This is a genomic window from Lachnotalea glycerini (assembly GCF_003201285.1).
Taxonomy (GTDB): domain Bacteria; phylum Bacillota; class Clostridia; order Lachnospirales; family Lachnospiraceae; genus Lachnotalea; species Lachnotalea glycerini.
Window position 1 is genome coordinate 42,365 of the sequence record NZ_QICS01000018.1, and the last position, 17,044, is coordinate 59,408.

Here is a 17,044-nt window from a genome sequence, read left to right on the forward strand (position 1 = left end):
CAAACATACTAATAGGAACAGTCAATTGACTGTCCCCATTTTCATTAATTATTTTAATGTAACCACTACTCGTCTATAAGGTTCCTCACCTTCACTATGCGTAACAACATATTTATCATTTTGTAAAGCTGAATGAATGACTCTTCTTTCATAAGGATTCATTGGCTCTAATGAAACCGGACGTTTTGTTCGTTTGACCTTATAAGATATATTATGAGCCAAATTTTCTAAAGTTTCTTTTCTTCTTTTTCTATAATTTTCTGTATCTAATTTAACTCTTAAATAATTATCACTATTTTTATTAGCTACTAAACTTATTAAATATTGAAGTGAATCGAGAGTTTGTCCTCTTTTACCAATTAGAACACCCATTTCTTCACCCTTTAATTCAATATCCAAATTATTATTCACTTCATCAAGATTAGTTATTATTTCCACACTTATATTCATTGCATCAAAAACATTATTTAAAAATTCTCTTACGTGATCTTCCATTGTAAATTTTTTTCTTGCCTTTATCACAGCTGGTTTACTATTAAAGCCTAAAAATCCTGAACTACCTTTTTCAATCACTTCATATTCTATCATATCACTAGTAGACTCAAGTTTAATTAATGCTTCTGTAATTGCATCTTCAACTGTTTTAGCGGAAATCTTGATGTAATCCATTTTAATTACCCCCTTATTTCGTATTTTTCTCATTGAACTGTTTTACCATATTGGCCTTTTCTCTAATACTTCCCGGTTTTCTTTTACCCTTCCCCTTATTATAATATTCATTAGAAGCCTTTATTTCTGCCTGCTTAACTTCTTCTTTTTTAATCAGCTTATTTTTAACAGGTGCTTCTATATTCTTAACATTTGTTTTAGCAGAGGCTGAAATCTGAGGAAGCCCCTGCTTATCTCTTTTTTTATTAGCTTTTTCAAGATTTTTTTTAATCAAATCATCAATATCAACTTTATCCATATATTTATTAATGGTAACCTGCTGAATACATCTAAATACTGCACCTGCAATCCAGTATAGACCCAAACCAATAGGCAATGTAACAGCCATTACAGCGGACATAATTGGCATCATAAGATTCATTGTTTTCATAGAATTTGCCATTGGATTTTCTTCTGCATTTACTGCCTGTTCTGGCTGCGGCATAAGCTTAACATTAAGCCATTGCGTTAATCCTGACAAAATAGGAACTAAAATTGCAATTGACATTATATTAGTAATTGGTGCATCCGAAATATTAATTCCACCCAAAAAACTGTTCATATGAGACATTTTATCTGCTGTTTCAGTTATAACTGATGATAGATTTGGAAATTTTTCAATTAAATTATTCCAATCAGATGTATTAAATTTATATAAAACATCTATAAGTGTATTTACTTGGGTATAATCATATTTATCAGGACTGATTTGCTTGCCTGTACCAATCGATTCCATAATTGCCTGATAACCTGATGTAGACATAATTCCTGTTACAAGTGCGTCATAAGTACTCTTAACACTACTAACATATGCCGGAATATTATAAATTACACGATACAATGCAAACAAAATAGGCATTTGAATGATTAATTGTAAACACCCACCCGTAGGAGATGTTCCATATTTTTGGTGAACGGCCTTTGTTTCCTCATTCATTGCCATCATTGACTGTTGGTCTTGTTTACCCTTATACTTCTTTTGAATTGCTTGAATTTCTGGATTCATTTTTGCAGAAAGTTTAGAAAACTTTTGCTGCTTTATTGTTAGTGGAATCATTAATGTATATACAATAAATGTAAAAAGTATAATACATAAACCTATATTTTCAATATGAAACGTATTACTTAAAAAAACAAATATAGCATTCATGAGCCATCCAAGTGCTCTAGCTACATCACCTATAATAGGTGTACTACTTTGAGTTGCCAATATACCAATCACTTAATATCCTCCTTATACTATGGGACAGGATCATAACCGCCTTTTGCAAACGGATTACATCTTAATATTCTTTTGCATGTTAAAAAAGTCCCCTTTAACGCACCATACTTTTCAATTGCTTCTATTCCATATTGGGAACATGTTGGAGTATAGATACAATGATTATACATTTGTAATGGTGACAAATATTTCTTATACAATTTTATTAATCCAATTAATATTTTTTTCATTCTAATCATCTCTTTACAATATTGTGAAGCTTACCCAAATGTAATAAAGAACTTTGCATGTCTCTAAAAGTTTTATCTTTTGCTGCTACCCTAACTACAATTACTATATCAAATCCCGAATTAAAATCTTCTTCCTTTAATCTGTAGCTCTCTCTTACTAACCTTGCTAACCTGTGTCTTACTACACTATTGCCTACTTTTTTGCTAGCTGATATACCAATTCTATTCTTGTCCATATTATTATTTAAAATATACATAACCAAATGTTTGTTAGCATATGAATTTCCATTTTTATATACTAACTGAAAATCTTTATTACTTTTTAAGCTTTCAGAAAATTTCATTCTTTTCTCAATCCAATCCATAGATATTACAGATAGAAGAAAAGGCCACATATATGCGGCCTACGCTGATAATTTTTTTCTTCCTTTTGCACGTCTTGCTGCTAATACTTTTCTTCCGCCTGGAGTACTCATTCTAGCTCTAAAACCATGAACTTTAGATCTTTGTCTTTTTTTAGGTTGGAATGTCATCTTCATATCTAAGGCACCTCCTTCGATTAATAACCTATATCTATAGTTTATAGAAATAAAATTTCTATAATCAATTTTGAAATTCATTGATCAAAAATGAACTTCTTTATAATATAAGGTATACATAATTGTATTCATGTTAAAAAACATCATTCTAATTATATGCAATAAAGACTTCTGCGTCAAGTAATTAGTAATATTTTTTAATATTTTTTTCTAAATACTATTTTACACATACCACTTTTTGCACATATGATTTACATAATATTTATCCACATAATGTGTATAACCTGTGGATAACTTTTTCTTATTTTGTGAATAACTTGTCTTAAATATAAATTTTTGTTGATTTTATGCATGTTGACAATGTTGATTAACTTATCCATATTTAAACATAAATCCCATTTTTGATGTTAAAAACATGTTTACCAAATGTGAATTAATGTTACTTATATTTTTTTGGATTGATAAATTGTTTATTTTAGTTTAAGATAGAGTAGAGATATTTTACTTCACAAGGTTAGGGAGATTAGAAATGGATTTAATAGTTGAAAAATGGGAAGATATTTTAAATCAAGTACGTCAAGAGCACGAACTTACCGACATTTCATTTAAAACATGGCTTTTGCCATTACGTGTACATGCTGTTATGAACAATACAGTTGTTATTGTTGTGCCATTAGAAAATGCTGCTCTTTCCTATATTAATAACAAATATTCATTGCCACTCAAAGTAGCAATTGCTGAAATTACAGGTTTTGAGTATGAAATAGAATTTATATTGGAAAAAAATATTGAAAAGAGTGAACCAAAGTCACACATAGTTCCTACAATCAATCAAAATATTGAAAAGGCTAATCTTAACCCTCGATATACATTTGACACATTTGTTGTTGGTGGTAACAACAGTTTTGCTCATGCTGCTTCATTAGCAGTTGCCGAATCTCCGGGAGAAGTATATAATCCACTCTTTTTATATGGAGGAGTTGGACTAGGTAAAACTCATTTAATGCATTCTATTGCACATTTTGTATTAAATCAAAAGCCAGAAACAAAAGTATTGTATGTAACAAGTGAATTTTTTACAAATGAACTAATTGAAGCAATACGTAATGGAAATAATACTGCAATGAGTAAATTCAGAGAAAAATACAGAAGCATTGATGTTCTTCTAATTGATGACGTTCAATTTATTATTGGTAAGGAAAGTACACAGGAAGAATTTTTCCATACGTTCAATGATTTACACGGTGCTAAAAAACAAATTATTCTCTCTAGTGATAAACCTCCTAAGGATATGGAAACTCTTGAAGCCAGACTTCGTTCACGATTTGAATGGGGTCTTATTGCTGATATATCATCTCCAGATTATGAAACACGTATGGCTATTCTTAGAAAAAAAGAAGAACTTGATGGCTATAATATTGATGATGAAGTAATAAAATATATTGCTAATAACATCAAATCAAATATTAGAGAGCTTGAAGGAGCATTAAATAAATTAATCGCATGTGCTAAATTAGAAAAAAAGGAAATTAATTTAGACCTTGCGGAAAAGGCTCTACAAGACATAATCTCACCAGATGCCCCAAAAGAAATAACACCTCAATTAATTATTAGCACAGTTGCAGAACATTATAATATATCTTCAACTGATCTATCATCTACAAAACGTAATGCTGAAATTGTATTACCAAGACAGGTAGCAATGTACCTTTGCCGAGAAATGACAAGTACTCCATTAAAGGCAATTGGAGGTTACCTTGGTAAAAAGGATCATACTACAGTTATTCACGGCGCAGATAAAATTTCTAATGAAATCAAAACAAATGAAGCACTTAGCAATGTCATTGACATAATTAAGAAAAAAATTAACCCTAATTGAATTTTTAAAGATCATTATAAACAATTTAAAAGAGTTATTCACATTTTTTGTTTATAACCTGTTAAATATGTGTTTATATTTATATATATTTTAAATCACTGTTAATACTATTCTTTTTATACCTTTTATATTATATCGTTTTAAACATAGTTATTAAGTATCTGACCTTATGATTAATCTTAACACTTTAATGGTTATTCACTTATTAACACCCCCTATTATTAAGACTACTAATTTACTTATTAATTATTTAATACAAAATCCAGAGAGGAGTTATTCACACAATGAAAATAGTATGTACCAAATCAGATTTATTACATGGTGTAAATATTGTATCAAAGGCAGTACCTTCTAAAACTACAATGGCAATACTCGAATGCATTCTAATAGATTCTTCAACAAATGAAATTAAGCTTACAGCAAATGATATGGAATTAGGAATTGAAACAAAAATTAGTGGCGATATTAAAGAAAAAGGTATCATTGCACTTGATGCCAAAATATTTACTGAAATAGTAAGAAAACTTCCTGATAGTGATGTAACAATAGAAACTGATTCATCATTAAAAACTATTATTACATGTGAAAAAGCTAAATTTAATATTATAGGTAAATCAGGAGAAGATTTTTCATATTTACCTTATATAGAGAAAGATTATTTTATTTCAATATCTCAATTTACTTTAAAAGAAATTATACGACAAACCATATTTTCTATTGCAGATAATGACAATAATAAATTAATGACTGGAGAACTTATTGATGTACAGGGAGAAGAATTTAAAGTAGTATCCTTGGATGGTCATAGAATATCAATTCGAAATATTAAACTAAAAGATATTTATGATAATAAAAAAGTAATTGTCCCTGGTAAAACTTTAATAGAAATCAGTAAAATATTAAATGGAGATTTAAATACAGAGGTAAAATTATTCTTTACAGATAAGCACATTGTATTTGAATTTGAAGCTTCAACAGTTGTATCCAGACTAATAGAAGGTGAATATTTTAAAATTGAACAAATGCTAACCAATGATTATGAAACTAAGGTACGAATCAATAAAAAAGAACTATTAAACTCCATCGACAGAGCAACTCTTCTTGTGAAAGAAGGTGACAAAAAACCTATTATTATAAATATAACAGATGGAAGAATGGAGCTGAAAATTAATTCTTTTATTGGTTCTATGAATGAAGATATTAATATTACGAAGGAAGGAAAAGATATATTAATCGGATTTAATCCTAAATTTTTAATTGATGCATTAAGGGTAATTGATGATGAAGATATTGATATTTACTTTGTAAATCCAAAAGCACCTTGTTTTATTAAGGACACTGAAGAAAAGTATACATATTTAATTTTACCTGTAAATTTTAATTCAGTAACAAATTAAAAATTATTTTAAATAGTTATGTTAACATAACTAGAAGGTGGTATTATGGAAATTGTATTGAGAGATGAATATATTAAACTTGGTCAAGCTTTAAAAGCTGCCGGACTTGTAGAATCCGGATTTATGGCAAAAGACGTAATTGCGGACGGTCTTGTTAAAGTTAATGGCAATGTAGAATATCAAAGAGGTAAGAAGCTTCGTGAAGGAGATGTTGTTATCTATGCCGGAGAAGAGATAACAATTAAAGCTTAAATTAAGTTGGTGTAAAATGATTATTCAATCAATAAAACTTGAGAATTTTCGAAATTATAATGAGTTAGATATTTGTTTTAGTGATGGAACAAATATAATCTATGGTGACAATGCACAGGGAAAAACAAATATTTTAGAGGCTGTTTATTTATGTGGTACAACAAAGTCACATAAAGGAAGTAAGGATAGAGAAATTATTAAGTTTCATAATGATGAATCTCACATTAGGACAATTATTTCTAAAAATAGTATTGAATATAAAATTGATATGCATCTCAGAAAAAATAAAACAAAAGGTATCGCAATCAATGGAATACCAATAAAGAAAGCGAGCGATCTTTTTGGTATTGTTAATTTTGTATTTTTTTCACCGGAGGACTTAAATATAATAAAAAATGGTCCGTCTGAAAGAAGAAGATTTATTGATTTAGAGTTATGTCAACTAGATAAGGTATATCTATATAACTTGACGAATTATAATAAAATAATTAATCAAAGAAATAAACTACTAAGAGATTTACCATATCAAAGTGAACTAAAGGATACTCTTTCTGTTTGGAATTTACAATTAGTTAATTATGGAGTTAAAATAATAGAAAGACGTAGATTATTTATTGAGCAAATCAATCAAATTATCTTTAAAATTCATAGTAATTTGACAGGTGGAAGTGAAGAACTTTTTATTAAATATGAGCAAAATGTCAGTGCTGAATTTTTTTTGAATAAACTGGAACAAAATATTTCAAAAGATATTAAATTAAAGACCACTACGGTTGGTCCTCATAGAGATGATTTGAATTTTTTAGTAAAAGATATTGATATTAGAAAATATGGTTCACAGGGTCAGCAAAGAACAGCAGCATTATCATTAAAGCTGTCAGAAATAGAACTTGTAAAGAATTTAATTGATGATAAACCAATTTTATTATTAGACGACGTTTTGTCTGAACTTGATTCTAATAGGCAAAACTATTTATTAAACAGTATTTATGATATACAGACATTAATAACCTGTACCGGTTTAGAGGAGTTTATTAATAATCGCTTTAGCATTGATAAAATATATAAAGTTAATGATGGTACAGTCATAATAGAAAATTAGTATTTTGAATAAATATTAAATATTATTTATTCAATTGGCGTTTTATAGCGCTAGGAAAGGAGTTTAGCATGAGTGCTGAGTACGGAGCAGATCAAATACAGATATTAGAGGGGCTTGAAGCCGTAAGGAAAAGACCGGGAATGTATATTGGCAGTACATCAACAAGAGGACTTCATCATTTAGTTTATGAAATTGTAGATAATGCAGTAGATGAAGCACTTGCAGGTTTTTGTAATACAATTGATGTGGCAATCAATAAAGATAATTCCATTACAGTTATTGATAATGGTCGTGGTATTCCTGTTGGAATTAATCATAAAGCTGGTATTCCTGCTGTTGAAGTTGTTTTTACAATACTTCATGCTGGCGGAAAATTCGGTGGTGGAGGCTATAAGGTATCTGGTGGACTTCATGGAGTTGGTGCATCAGTAGTTAATGCTCTTTCAGAGTGGCTCGAAGTAACCATCTATAGTGATGGTAAAATATATAAACAAAGATATGAACGTGGTCATGTTAAGAACAAGTTAGAAGTAATTGGTGAATGTGAGTCAGAAAAAACAGGTACTATGGTTATTTTTCTACCAGATAAAGAGATTTTTGAAGAAACTGTTTATGATTTTGAAATTCTTAAAACCAGACTTCGAGAAATGGCGTTTTTAACTAAAAATTTAAAAATTATATTGAGAGACGATAGAGAAGAACCGCAAAAAGTAAAAGAATTTCATTACGAAGGCGGAATTAAAGAATTTGTTTCATACTTAAATAAAAGTAAAACAGAGCTATACCCCGATATTATTTACTGTGAAGGAACGAAAGATAATGTATATGTTGAAGTAGCAATGCAGCATAATGATTCTTATACAGAAAGTGCATACAGCTTTGTTAATAATATCAATACACCGGAAGGCGGAACTCATTTAGCAGGTTTTAGAAATGCTTTGACTAAAACCTTTAATGATTATGCAAGAAGTGCAAAGTTATTAAAAGATAATGAATCAAATTTATCTGGTGAGGATATTAGAGAAGGTTTAACAGCAATTGTAAGTATTAAAGTTGAAAACCCTCAGTTTGAAGGTCAAACAAAGCAAAAGCTTGGTAATAGTGAAGCGCGTGGGGCAGTGGATGGTATTGTAAGTGAGCAGCTTACTTACTTTTTAGAGCAAAATCCTCAAATTGCCAAAATAATTCTTGAAAAATCTATTTTAGCTCAAAGAGCCAGAGATGCTGCAAGAAAAGCCAGAGATTTGACAAGAAGAAAAACTGCATTGGAAGGAATGGCATTACCTGGTAAACTTGCAGATTGTTCTGATAAGGATCCTAAAAACTGCGAAATTTATATCGTTGAGGGAGATTCCGCCGGAGGTTCCGCAAAAACTGCACGTTCTAGAAATACACAGGCAATTCTTCCATTAAGAGGTAAAATTCTTAATGTAGAAAAAGCACGACTTGATAAAATTTATTCCAATGCAGAAATTAAAGCCATGATTACTGCATTTGGTACTGGCATTCATGATGATTTCGATATTTCAAAGCTTAGATATCATAAAATAATTATTATGACTGATGCCGACGTAGATGGAGCACATATCAGTACTTTATTATTAACCTTTTTATATCGTTTTATGCCTGATTTAATTAAAGATGGTCATGTATATTTAGCACAGCCTCCTTTATATAAAGTAGAGAAAAGTAAGAAAATTTGGTATGCTTATAGTGACGATGAATTAAATAAAATTTTATTGGAAATAGGCAGAGATAATAATAATAAAATCCAGCGTTATAAAGGTCTTGGAGAAATGGATGCAGAACAGTTGTGGGAAACTACTATGGATCCTGAAAGAAGAGTACTTTTAAGGGTAACTTTGGATGAAGAAGAATCTTCAGAAATTGATTTAACCTTTACTACATTAATGGGTGATAAGGTAGAACCAAGACGTGAGTTTATTGAAGCAAATGCAAAATATGTTAAAAATCTGGATATTTAATTAGAAATTTTTCATGTTTTATATAAGACGGAGGAAACATAAATGGATGACAATATTTTTGATAAGATTCATGAAGTGGATTTAAAGAAAACCATGGAAAATTCTTACATTGATTATGCGATGAGTGTTATAGCGGCTCGTGCATTACCAGATGTAAGAGATGGTTTGAAGCCAGTTCAAAGAAGAGTTTTATATTCAATGATAGAACTAAACAATGGACCAGACAAGCCTCACAGAAAATGTGCGCGTATTGTCGGAGATACAATGGGTAAATATCATCCTCATGGAGATAGTTCTATTTACGGTGCTTTAGTTAATATGGCACAGGAATGGTCTACCAGATATCCATTAGTAGATGGACATGGAAATTTTGGTTCTGTAGATGGTGACGGAGCTGCCGCAATGCGTTATACAGAAGCACGTTTAAGTAAAATTTCTATGGAAATGACTGCTGATATTAATAAAGATACCGTAGATTTTATTCCTAACTTTGATGAGACTGAGAGAGAGCCGGTAGTTTTACCATCCAGATATCCTAATTTATTGGTAAATGGAACTACTGGTATTGCAGTTGGAATGGCAACAAACATACCACCTCATAATATAAAAGAAGTAATTCAAGCTGTTGTTAAGCTTATCGATAATCAGGTAATAGAGAATAGAGAGACAGATATTGATGAATTAATCGAAATTATAAAAGGACCAGATTTTCCTACCGGTGCCACTATTCTTGGTAGAAATGGAATTGAAGAAGCTTATAGAACCGGCAGAGGAAAAATTAGAGTTAGAGCAGTTACCAATATAGAGCCAATGCAAAATGGTAAAAACAGAATTGTTGTAACTGAATTACCTTACATGGTTAATAAAGCAAGGTTAATAGAAAAAATAGCTGAGCTTGTTAGAGATAAAAAAATTGACGGAATTACAGATTTACGTGATGAATCTGACCGAACAGGTATGAGAATTTGTATTGAATTAAGAAGAGATGTCAATGCAAATGTAATATTGAATCAATTATATAAGCATACACAGCTTCAGGATACATTTGGTGTTATTATGATTGCTCTTGTTGATAATCAGCCAAGGGTATTGAATCTTTTTGAAATGCTCAATTATTATTTACTACATCAAAAAGAAGTAGTAACAAGAAGAACAAAATATGAATTGAATAAGGCACAAGAACGTGCTCACATTTTAGAAGGTTTATTAATTGCATTAGATAATATAGATGAAGTGATTCATATCATACGTTCTTCAAAAAATGTTTCAGATGCAAAAGAAAAATTAATTGAACGCTTTGGATTAACGGATGTTCAGTCACAAGCTATCGTTGATATGCGATTACGTGCATTAACAGGCTTGGAAAGAGAAAAGCTTGAAGCAGAATATAAAGAATTAATGCAAAAAATTGCAGAATTACAAGCAATTCTTGCAGATGAAAATAAGCTTTTAGGCGTTATAAGAGAAGAAATTCTAATCATTGCAGAAAAATATGGTGATGAAAGAAGAACAGCGATTGGCTATGATGAAAGTGAAATTTTAATGGAAGATTTAATTCCGATTGAAAATACAGTAATAGCAATGACAAGCCTTGGATATATAAAGAGGATGACGGTTAATAATTTTAAGAGTCAGCATCGTGGTGGTAAAGGTATAAAAGGTATGCAGACGATTGATGAAGATTTTATTGAAGATTTATTAATGACGACAACACATCACTTCATTATGTTCTTTACAAATAAAGGAAAAGTATATCGTTTGAAGGCCTATGAAATACCAGAGTCAAGCAGAACGGCAAGAGGAACCGCAATTATTAATCTACTTCAGATAACACCAGGTGAAAAAATAACTGCTGTGATTCCAATTAAGGAATACAAAAAAGGCCGTTATTTATTTATGGCAACTAAGAATGGTATTGTTAAGAAAACAGATATAACAGAATATCAAAATGTTAGAAAAACAGGTTTACAGGCAATTAACTTACGAGAAGATGATGATTTAATTGAAGTAAAATCTACAAATAAGGAAAAGGATATTATACTTGTTACAAAACATGGTCAATGTATTCGATTTAGCGAAAATGATGTAAGAACTACTGGTAGAAATTCTATGGGAGTTATTGGAATGAATCTTTCAGATGGTGATGAAGTAATAGGAATGCAGTTGAATACACAAGGTGATTCTTTATTGATTGTTTCAGAGTTTGGATTAGGTAAACGTACTTATTTAGATGAATTTACAGTTCAATATAGAGGTGGTAAGGGAGTTAAGTGCTATAAAATTACCGAAAAAACAGGAAATGTAATAGGTGTAAAGGCAGTTAGCGATAATAATGAGATTATGATGATCACAACGGAAGGTATTATTATACAATTGATGGTTTCTGATATTTCTGTTTTAGGAAGAATTACTTCAGGGGTTAAATTAATTAATATGGATGATAATATTACCGTTGCTAGTATTGCAAAGGTAAGGGAAAATTTAAATATTACCGAAGATGATGTAATTAAACAGTTGGAAGAAGAATTAAATCAAGAAATGAACGAAGAAAAAAATAATTAAAATTAAAAAAATAAAATGGTTCACGCATAAAAAGCGGGAACCATTTTTTTATAGTGAATCAATATTTTACAATAAAAATCAATATTGACCTTCCCCTATACAGGAAGGTTTATACTTAATATAATTGAAAAAAGAATAAGATGACATGTAAATCGAGTAACACATTGGGGAGGTTTGTATGGAGGATAGGCTATATTCAATAGGAGAAGTTAGTAAAAATTGTAATATTTCAACAAAAGCGTTACGTTTTTATGACAAATTAGGAGTTATATCTCCAGACTTGATTTGTAAGGAAATTTTGAGGATAAAATGCTATGAAAATGTAATCAAGTAAGAATTATGCAACAAGCTATTTATTCATGCGAAGGACCCAAGAATACCAAAAGCAGAGGATATTGAGGCTCTCTATCGTAAATTATATAGGAAAATCATATTATAGGAGGAAAAGAAAATGAAATTTGATGCGTTAGGAATGATTGAAACAAAAGGGTTAGTTGGATCTATTGAGGCAGCGGATGCTATGGTAAAAGCGGCAAACGTTACTTTAATTGGTAAAGAATTTGTTGGTGGAGGTCAGCCAATTGAGATACCTTTTATATATATAACTTTTCTATTACAGCTTAAGTCAATCATCTGATTTGCAGGACAAACACACGTTTAAACTTAACCTTTCATCTCATGAGATAATTTACTGCACGATAAAGCACTTCATTTAGCAATTAAACATTGATAAAATAATCTATTTATTATATGATAAGAATTGTGAAATAACGAGATTTGGAGGAATTTATGAAGAATTATTTTAAAGAGAATATAGTAAAATATATCTCAATCGTTTCGTTTCTTATATTTTTTATATTAATCTTAATTCAGTATTTAAATGTGTTTGTTTGCTATGATGATTATGGTTTTGCATCTTTAAGTTATAGTAACAGTATTGAGGGGGTTCGCGGCCTTCATTATAATTTACGACAATTGATAAAATTTTTATATCTTTATTATATAGATTGGGGTGGAAGAGTAATAAGTTTTGGTACGGAAGCCTTATTACTAAAAAATGGTGTTATAGTGATGCAGATAGCTATGGCTCTAACAGTAACCTTAATTATGTACTTTTTATATAAAATAATTACTATTTATCCTGTTAAAAACAAATGGTTTACAGCCATAGCAGTATGTAGTTTATACGGATTAATTCATATTGGTATGTTGAGAGATTCCTTTTATTGGTATACCTCAGCTGTTATTTATGTTATGCCATTTATGCCTTATTTAATCGGAGTTTATTTTTATGCTAATACAGTAAATAGACAAATAGTAAGTGATAATAATTTTAAACCTGAGAAAAATTTAATGTTTTATATTAAAAATATTTTAATTGCATTTATATTATTTATTGCCGCATTTTCTCAAGAACAGGTAGCAATTTCATTAAGTTTTATGATAGCTTCTCTTATGATATATAAATATCTGATTCTAAAAAAATTAAATTTATGGGATTATATCAATACTGCCTCAACAATACTTGGAACTCTATTAGTAGTGTTTGCACCAGGTAATAGCAAAAGGATGGATGAACAAATTAATTTTTACAATTCACCTCTTATAGCAAGAACATTGACTAATGTTGACAGTATTTTTAAAGAAGTATTCGGTTATAAATTTATTTATATTATGACAGCTTATATCATGGCATTAGCATTGATTAGCATGATTATGATAATAAAAAATTACGGAAGTAAAATATTAAATATATTATTTTTATTAATTAACATGATAATTTTATGTTTATCTTTATTTTTAAAAATGCCATTATACGCTGCTTTAGAAAATCAATTAAATAAAAATTTGGTTATGTTACTTATTTTTACTTATATTTCTTTCATAATAGTTCAGCTTACTATTTACTATTTAAGTGTTAAGAAGCAAATTATGCTGATATTATTTTGGGCATCAATGTGTACCATAGCTTCTATGGCATTTATACCATGTATTACAATAAGGTGCTACGTTCCGTTTGTTATACTGAGTTTTGGTATTATTACAGATTTAGCAACCACTTTTATAGAGAATATTAAGTATGGTATAGTATTTGGAATGATTATGTTATTGCTGATTGTACCTTTTTCCTATAAGAACTATTCTGTTATTTTAGATGGTTATCAAATCAACCGTTCTTATCATATTAATAATGATACAGAATTAAAAAATACTGCTAAAAAAATTAAAAATGGAGTAAAAGTTAAAAGTGTAACGCTTCAAAAACTAAATAATACAATATGCTCTAATATTATGCAATATGAAGATGGTTTTGAATTTGTGAAAATATGGATGTGTGAATATTATGATATTCCTCAAAATATAGAATTTAATTGGGTTGAATAAAAATATATTGATATAGAATATAATAAAGCTGGAGGAAAAAATGATTAGAACAATAAATGTGAGTGAAATAACAAATATTATAAAAGAAATGTGTATAAAAGCGAATCATTTTCTTTCGCAGGATATGGATGAGATAATGAAAGCCGCAGTAGACGAAGAAGAATCCATTATAGGAAAGCAAATTTTAAATCAGCTTCAGGAAAATCTAAAAATAGCGGGAGAAGAGATGATTCCAATTTGTCAGGATACCGGTATGGCAGTTATATTTATAGAGGTAGGACAAGAGGTTCATTTTGAAGGCGGAAATATTAACGATGCTATCAATGAAGGCGTAAGAAGAGGTTATAAGGAAGGATATTTAAGGAAATCTGTTGTAAAGGATCCCATTGAAAGAGAGAATACAAATGATAATACACCTGCTGTTATCTACTATAATATAGTAGATGGAGATAAAGTAAAAATTACAGTTGCACCAAAAGGTTTTGGAAGTGAAAATATGAGTCGAGTGTTTATGCTTAAACCTTCAGATGGGATAGAAGGAGTAAAAAGTGCAGTTTTAACTGCAGTAAAGGATGCAGGACCAAATGCATGTCCACCAATGGTAGTTGGTGTGGGAATCGGTGGAACTTTTGAAAAATGTGCATTATTGGCAAAGCAAGCACTGACTAGGGAAGCAAATAAGCATTCTGATATAGAGTATGTAAAAGATTTAGAAAAAGAATTATTAGTCAAAATAAATCAATTAGGTATCGGACCTGGTGGATTAGGCGGAAAGGTAACTGCATTGGCCGTTAATATTAATACATATCCAACACACATTGCAGGACTTCCGGTAGCAATCAATATATGCTGTCATGTTAACAGACATATTATAGAAGAAATTTAATAAAAGAAATATAATTTTGATCTTTACAATATTTTATAAATGGAGGAAATTATGAATAAATATATAAAGGCACCGATTAGTGATATAGATGCAAAGAATTTAAGAGCTGGTGATTGCGTATATATCACAGGTAAGATATATACGGCGCGAGATGCTGCACATAAAAGAATGTATGAAGCTTTGGAAAAGAAAGAATTACTTCCAATAAATATGAAAAATAATATTATTTATTATATGGGACCTTCTCCTGCCAGAGAAGGAAGACCAATTGGTTCAGCAGGCCCAACCACCAGCAGCAGAATGGATAAATATACACCCTCATTATTAGACTTAGGTTTAAAGGGTATGATAGGAAAAGGAAAACGGCAAAAAGAAGTAATTGAATCAATAATTAAAAATGAAGCAGTTTATTTTGCAGCAGTAGGTGGGGCAGGTGCTTTGTTATCAAAAAGAATTGTTAAATCAACTGTAATTGCATATGATGATTTGGGGACAGAGGCTATCAGGGAACTAGAAGTTAAAGATTTTCCTGTCATTGTAGTAATTGATTCTATAGGAAATAATTTATACGAAAATGTGATAAGTTAAATCATTCATTTAATATTGAAAACAGAATAGAAAATATTATTAAATATAGATTGGACAATATATGAAAAGAATTATTTTAATGATTTTATTAAATATATATCGTGTACCATATTGGTTTATAAAAATATGTATTTATGGGAAAAATGATAAATATACGGAAGAACAGCGTTATGCGCTGCTAAAACATGCAGTCATAAAGTCAAATCATTCAGGAAGAGTAAAGATACAAGCATTTGGCTTAGAAAATCTACCAAATGAAACTGGTTATATTATGTTTCCAAATCATCAAGGTTTATTTGACGTGCTAGCATTCTTTGAAACACATCCACTTCCATTCACAGTAGTTTTGAAAAAGGAAGTGTTAAATGTAATATTTCTTAGACATATAATAAGAGCCTTAAGAGCACAGGCGATTGATAGAAGTGATGTCAGACAATCCTTAAAGGTTATTAATCAAATGACAGAGGAAGTAATGCAAGGAAGAAATTTTATCATTTTTGCAGAAGGAACCAGAAATAAAGAAAATGTCTTATTAGATTTTAAAGGTGGAAGTTTTAAAAGTGCAATGAATGCAAAATGTCCTATTGTTCCAGTTGCGTTAATTGATTCTTATAAAGTATTTGATACATCATCAATAAAAAAACAAACTGTTCAAATACATTATTTAAAACCTATTTATTATGATGAGTATAAAAATATGAAATCAACGGAAATTGCAAAGTTAGTGAAAAACAAAATAGAAGAAGAAATCAATCATTTTGTATAATATTTATTAATTATAGAATAAAGTAATTATTTTTCAAATAATTTCAAAAATTGATTGACAAACTATCATGCGTTTAGTATAATAATTTTTGCGTCGAGTGACGTAAATTAAATATGTAATTGATTCAGGCAATATGGAGAAATACTCAAGTGGCTGAAGAGGTGCCCCTGCTAAGGGTATAGGTCGTTTATAGCGGCGCGAGGGTTCAAATCCCTCTTTCTCCGTTCTTTTTTATGAGTTAACAATAAGTTGTTGACAAGCAGATATTTAAGTGATATACTGTAACTCCACTATATGACGGTGGTTTCGCGCGTGTGAAGAAAAAGTTTCACACGTTGTTTTATCTCTTGAGTATGGATGAGAAAATAAAAAAGAAAATAAAAAAAGTGTTGACAAGCAGTTGCAATATATGATATCATATAAAAGTTGCAGGTCACACAGCAACAACAAGAACCTTGATAATTAAACAGTAATTACAACCTTGAAAATTCAACGGTTTTCGAAGAAAACCAAAAGAGATTTCAGAACAAAAAGTATCAGAAA

At 29.8% G+C, this 17,044-nt stretch carries 16 protein-coding genes, 1 tRNA gene and 1 pseudogene; 13 read left to right on the forward strand and 5 right to left on the reverse strand.

The window, feature by feature from the left end; genetic code table 11:
- Window positions 1–48: 48 nt before the first annotated feature.
- From jag to rpmH, 5 genes are read right to left on the reverse strand one after another with little or no spacing between them, the layout of a single operon-like run.
- A complete protein-coding gene (gene jag / locus C8E03_RS20070) occupies window positions 49–669 on the reverse strand; it encodes an RNA-binding cell elongation regulator Jag/EloR (protein ID WP_110291950.1) in 621 nt (206 codons plus the stop codon).
- A 13-nt stretch (window positions 670–682) separates the two neighbouring features.
- Entirely contained in the window at window positions 683–1,930 is a 1,248-nt protein-coding gene (locus C8E03_RS20075; protein ID WP_110291951.1) for a YidC/Oxa1 family membrane protein insertase, read from the reverse strand.
- Window positions 1,931–1,947: 17 nt separating this feature from the next.
- A complete protein-coding gene (gene yidD / locus C8E03_RS20080) occupies window positions 1,948–2,160 on the reverse strand; it encodes a membrane protein insertion efficiency factor YidD (protein ID WP_110291952.1) in 213 nt (70 codons plus the stop codon).
- A gap of 5 nt (window positions 2,161–2,165) precedes the next feature.
- On the reverse strand, window positions 2,166–2,504 hold the full coding sequence (gene rnpA, locus C8E03_RS20085; RefSeq protein WP_094378924.1) for a ribonuclease P protein component: 339 nt from the start codon (window positions 2,502–2,504) through the stop codon (window positions 2,166–2,168).
- A gap of 60 nt (window positions 2,505–2,564) precedes the next feature.
- Window positions 2,565–2,699 (reverse strand): 50S ribosomal protein L34, encoded by a 135-nt coding sequence (gene rpmH / locus C8E03_RS20090; protein ID WP_094378920.1) that lies wholly within the window; start codon window positions 2,697–2,699, stop codon window positions 2,565–2,567.
- Between the two features lie 529 nt (window positions 2,700–3,228).
- Between rpmH and dnaA the strand changes: the two genes are divergently transcribed.
- From dnaA to C8E03_RS20155, 13 genes and pseudogenes are all read left to right on the forward strand, one after another.
- Window positions 3,229–4,578: a chromosomal replication initiator protein DnaA gene (gene dnaA / locus C8E03_RS20095; RefSeq protein WP_094378918.1), complete on the forward strand. Its 1,350-nt coding sequence runs from the start codon at window positions 3,229–3,231 to the stop codon at window positions 4,576–4,578.
- A gap of 284 nt (window positions 4,579–4,862) precedes the next feature.
- Complete coding sequence (gene dnaN, locus C8E03_RS20100) at window positions 4,863–5,975, forward strand: DNA polymerase III subunit beta (RefSeq protein WP_110291953.1); 1,113 nt, start codon at window positions 4,863–4,865, stop codon at window positions 5,973–5,975.
- A gap of 45 nt (window positions 5,976–6,020) precedes the next feature.
- The gene (locus C8E03_RS20105) at window positions 6,021–6,227 is read left to right on the forward strand and encodes an RNA-binding S4 domain-containing protein (RefSeq protein ID WP_094378914.1); all 207 of its coding nucleotides are present in this window, start codon (window positions 6,021–6,023) and stop codon (window positions 6,225–6,227) included.
- 16 nt (window positions 6,228–6,243) lie between these two features.
- Window positions 6,244–7,329 (forward strand): DNA replication/repair protein RecF, encoded by a 1,086-nt coding sequence (gene recF / locus C8E03_RS20110; protein WP_094378912.1) that lies wholly within the window; start codon window positions 6,244–6,246, stop codon window positions 7,327–7,329.
- 68 nt (window positions 7,330–7,397) lie between these two features.
- On the forward strand, window positions 7,398–9,314 hold the full coding sequence (gene gyrB, locus C8E03_RS20115) for a DNA topoisomerase (ATP-hydrolyzing) subunit B (RefSeq protein ID WP_094378910.1): 1,917 nt from the start codon (window positions 7,398–7,400) through the stop codon (window positions 9,312–9,314).
- A 42-nt stretch (window positions 9,315–9,356) separates the two neighbouring features.
- Window positions 9,357–11,876: a DNA gyrase subunit A gene (gyrA, locus tag C8E03_RS20120; protein WP_094378908.1), complete on the forward strand. Its 2,520-nt coding sequence runs from the start codon at window positions 9,357–9,359 to the stop codon at window positions 11,874–11,876.
- Window positions 11,877–12,054: 178 nt separating this feature from the next.
- Window positions 12,055–12,171 (forward strand): annotated as a pseudogene (locus C8E03_RS20125) (MerR family DNA-binding transcriptional regulator); the annotation flags it as partial.
- Window positions 12,172–12,327: 156 nt separating this feature from the next.
- Window positions 12,328–12,513, forward strand: a complete 186-nt coding sequence (locus tag C8E03_RS20130; RefSeq protein ID WP_278321204.1) for a BMC domain-containing protein — start codon at window positions 12,328–12,330, stop codon at window positions 12,511–12,513.
- 152 nt (window positions 12,514–12,665) lie between these two features.
- Window positions 12,666–14,261, forward strand: a complete 1,596-nt coding sequence (locus C8E03_RS20135; protein ID WP_110291954.1) for a DUF6056 family protein — start codon at window positions 12,666–12,668, stop codon at window positions 14,259–14,261.
- Between the two features lie 40 nt (window positions 14,262–14,301).
- On the forward strand, window positions 14,302–15,147 hold the full coding sequence (locus C8E03_RS20140; RefSeq protein ID WP_110291955.1) for a fumarate hydratase: 846 nt from the start codon (window positions 14,302–14,304) through the stop codon (window positions 15,145–15,147).
- A gap of 51 nt (window positions 15,148–15,198) precedes the next feature.
- Complete coding sequence (locus C8E03_RS20145; protein WP_110291956.1) at window positions 15,199–15,735, forward strand: Fe-S-containing hydro-lyase; 537 nt, start codon at window positions 15,199–15,201, stop codon at window positions 15,733–15,735.
- Window positions 15,736–15,796: 61 nt separating this feature from the next.
- Complete coding sequence (locus tag C8E03_RS20150) at window positions 15,797–16,501, forward strand: lysophospholipid acyltransferase family protein (RefSeq protein ID WP_110291957.1); 705 nt, start codon at window positions 15,797–15,799, stop codon at window positions 16,499–16,501.
- A 135-nt stretch (window positions 16,502–16,636) separates the two neighbouring features.
- Window positions 16,637–16,725: transfer RNA gene (locus C8E03_RS20155), tRNA-Ser, on the forward strand.
- Window positions 16,726–17,044 lie beyond the last annotated feature (319 nt).

Excerpts from the sequence above, each read along its gene's own strand:
- gyrA (WP_094378908.1), top strand. The coding sequence starts at position 9,357 with ATGGATGACAATATTTTTGATAAGATTCATGAAGTGGATTTAAAGAAA.
- recF (WP_094378912.1), top strand. The coding sequence starts at position 6,244 with ATGATTATTCAATCAATAAAACTTGAGAATTTTCGAAATTATAATGAG.
- C8E03_RS20145 (WP_110291956.1), top strand. The coding sequence starts at position 15,199 with ATGAATAAATATATAAAGGCACCGATTAGTGATATAGATGCAAAGAAT.
- C8E03_RS20105 (WP_094378914.1), top strand. The coding sequence starts at position 6,021 with ATGGAAATTGTATTGAGAGATGAATATATTAAACTTGGTCAAGCTTTA.
- gyrB (WP_094378910.1), top strand. The coding sequence starts at position 7,398 with ATGAGTGCTGAGTACGGAGCAGATCAAATACAGATATTAGAGGGGCTT.
- yidD (WP_110291952.1), bottom strand. The coding sequence starts at position 2,160 with ATGAAAAAAATATTAATTGGATTAATAAAATTGTATAAGAAATATTTG.
- dnaN (WP_110291953.1), top strand. The coding sequence starts at position 4,863 with ATGAAAATAGTATGTACCAAATCAGATTTATTACATGGTGTAAATATT.
- dnaA (WP_094378918.1), top strand. The coding sequence starts at position 3,229 with ATGGATTTAATAGTTGAAAAATGGGAAGATATTTTAAATCAAGTACGT.
- C8E03_RS20130 (WP_278321204.1), top strand. The coding sequence starts at position 12,328 with ATGAAATTTGATGCGTTAGGAATGATTGAAACAAAAGGGTTAGTTGGA.
- rpmH (WP_094378920.1), bottom strand. The coding sequence starts at position 2,699 with ATGAAGATGACATTCCAACCTAAAAAAAGACAAAGATCTAAAGTTCAT.
- rnpA (WP_094378924.1), bottom strand. The coding sequence starts at position 2,504 with ATGAAATTTTCTGAAAGCTTAAAAAGTAATAAAGATTTTCAGTTAGTA.
- C8E03_RS20135 (WP_110291954.1), top strand. The coding sequence starts at position 12,666 with ATGAAGAATTATTTTAAAGAGAATATAGTAAAATATATCTCAATCGTT.
- C8E03_RS20140 (WP_110291955.1), top strand. The coding sequence starts at position 14,302 with ATGATTAGAACAATAAATGTGAGTGAAATAACAAATATTATAAAAGAA.
- jag (WP_110291950.1), bottom strand. The coding sequence starts at position 669 with ATGGATTACATCAAGATTTCCGCTAAAACAGTTGAAGATGCAATTACA.
- C8E03_RS20150 (WP_110291957.1), top strand. The coding sequence starts at position 15,797 with ATGAAAAGAATTATTTTAATGATTTTATTAAATATATATCGTGTACCA.